The 1997-nt window shown below is 60.6% G+C and carries 2 protein-coding genes; both read left to right on the top strand.

Translation table 11 applies throughout. The features are described from left to right. The first annotated feature begins 595 nt into the window (after positions 1-595). Complete coding sequence (locus tag E1200_RS32940) at positions 596-1366, top strand: DNA/RNA non-specific endonuclease (RefSeq protein WP_165950563.1); 771 nt, start codon at positions 596-598, stop codon at positions 1364-1366. Next, positions 1354-1899 carry a hypothetical protein gene (locus tag E1200_RS32935; RefSeq protein ID WP_131956537.1) on the top strand — a complete coding sequence of 182 codons (546 nt, stop codon included), beginning with the start codon at positions 1354-1356 and terminating at the stop codon, positions 1897-1899. The genes E1200_RS32940 and E1200_RS32935 overlap by 13 nt, the downstream gene beginning before the upstream one ends. The last annotated feature ends 98 nt before the right edge of the window (positions 1900-1997 follow it).

Raw genomic sequence — 1997 nt, 5'->3', positions numbered from 1 at the left:
CCCCTGACCCACCAGCACAACCGCACCGCACCCCGACATCAGCTCACCCGTTTGCGTAGACCGCTGGGGAACCGACCGGACCCGGGCCCGTGGCAACCCTCCGTCGTCCCAGCCGCGTTGCTTCTCACAGCCTCGGTGTGCGCGTTGCCGCTTTCCACGCCACCGTAATTGATCACGGTGGGTAGTGCTCCTGTCGCCGTGCTCAGATGTTGGAAGCTCACTTCTCCGGTGGCAGTGGCTTGAGCTGGAGGAACAGGGGAGGAGCTTAATAGGTGTCCTCAATTAAGGAGTGATTGAAATCCAGATACGCCAGGATTAGGTGCCTGGCCGGATCCGGTCAACGATCTTGTCGGAATCATTTCCCGCAAGTGATCATGTGGCGGAAGTTCGGTTGGCGCCGCGATTGCGACTTCGCGGCGGCTTGACGAAAGGCAAACGCCGAGCGGCGAACGATGCCCGCAACAAGGCCCGAACCATAAACCTCTCGCTGCGCAGACCCTCCTACGCGGACCCTAAGAGCCGAATCTCGACAGGCCCTGCCCGAATGCCCACCCGGGCCAGGACGCACAACGTCGTCGAGGATACTGCGCAGTCTTTGCGGGACCTGCGCGCTAAAGCCGTCAGCGACGCCGGATCAATCGTCAGCCAGATTTCACTGGCCGGCGCCGCCTCCACGGCTCCGCCCGCCGAGATTCACTTCGACTCAGGCGGTGCGGCTCCACCGCCCCCCACGAGTACGGCCACGGCTCCGGAGCCCGACCGCAATTCTGTCTTTTTCCCGGTCAATCCCTACGGCTCGTCCTTCCTGTACCCGGAAGCAGGGACACCCTGGGAACCAGATCCGAGCCAGGGTATTTCGGGCGGCGACGGTGACAATGGCTGCCTGCCGTTCAAGGAGTACAGGCCACTCGACAGCCAAGGCCGGGCCACCGGCGCTCGCGCCCAGTACTGCAGTGCTGGAGACCTGGCAGGCGGATCTCCGGCGAGAAAGTCGATCCTTCCTAGTGGCTGGCCCCGAGACGCTGCTGGCAAGCCGAATAACTCGAAGAGGGTCTTCTCTCGTGGACACCTCATCGGTGCACAGTTGGGAGGCAGCGGATCGGACCCGAGAAATCTGATCACCATCTATCAGCGGATGAACAACTCCTCGATGAAGAAGTACGAGAACATCGTACGCCGGGCGGTCGAGGATGAGGGGCAGCAGGTATATTATGAAGTGCGGCCGGTCTATTCATCCCACGCAGGAAGGCCATCTGCAGTGCACATGCTCGCGCGCGGGAACGACGGGCTGTTCTTCAACGTTACAATTCAGAACAGCAAGTCCAGGAACAGAGAGCATCGGGTGATATTCCCATGGCTTCACTGACACGGATGATCAGCCTTATAGGTGAGCCTGTTCAGTCGCCGCCTCCTGTTGACTGGGATGGGTTGAGGGGGCGGCTGGGGATGCGCCTGCCTAGAGACTATATGGAGCTATGTCGACGGTATCCGCTGCTCGATGTGGACGAGTTTTTGGGCATTTTCCATCCCGTCGAGAACTCGGAAGGGGAAAATCTGGTCACTTGGGCGGAAGATATACTCGGAGCTGCAGCGGAACTCATCGAGAAGTTTCCTACCCTTGACCTTGTGCCATTTCCACTCTACCCCGCGGAGGGTGGGCTTTTCCCCTGGGGTGTTACCGACAACAGCGACCACCTGTTCTGGCGGACCGAGGGCGACCCGGACGCCTGGACGGTCGTGGTAGCGGAACACTCCTATGGAAAGGGTGCCTGGTGGGAGTTTAACGGCTCCCTTACCGACTTCGTCGCGGGGCTCATGACCCGTAAATTCACCTGCCCCGTATTGACCGACGACTTCCCGTCCCCGGATGCGAAGATCGAACAGCACCCCCTTCCGTGAAGGGTCCTGGGTGGTTGCGGAGATGACGAAGTCCCCGGGGAGGGGGTTCCTGTCTCTTATACCCATCTGACGCTGACGACGACTAGTCGAGTGTAGAT

Origin of the sequence: Actinomadura sp. GC306 (assembly GCF_004348665.1) — a bacterium.
GTDB lineage: Bacteria > Actinomycetota > Actinomycetes > Streptosporangiales > Streptosporangiaceae > Spirillospora.
This window is presented reverse-complemented; position numbering and strand designations above follow the sequence as displayed.

Bases quoted from the DNA above. Each gene is read 5' to 3' on its own strand.
- E1200_RS32935 (WP_131956537.1), top strand. From the start codon at position 1,354: ATGGCTTCACTGACACGGATGATCAGCCTTATAGGTGAGCCTGTTCAG.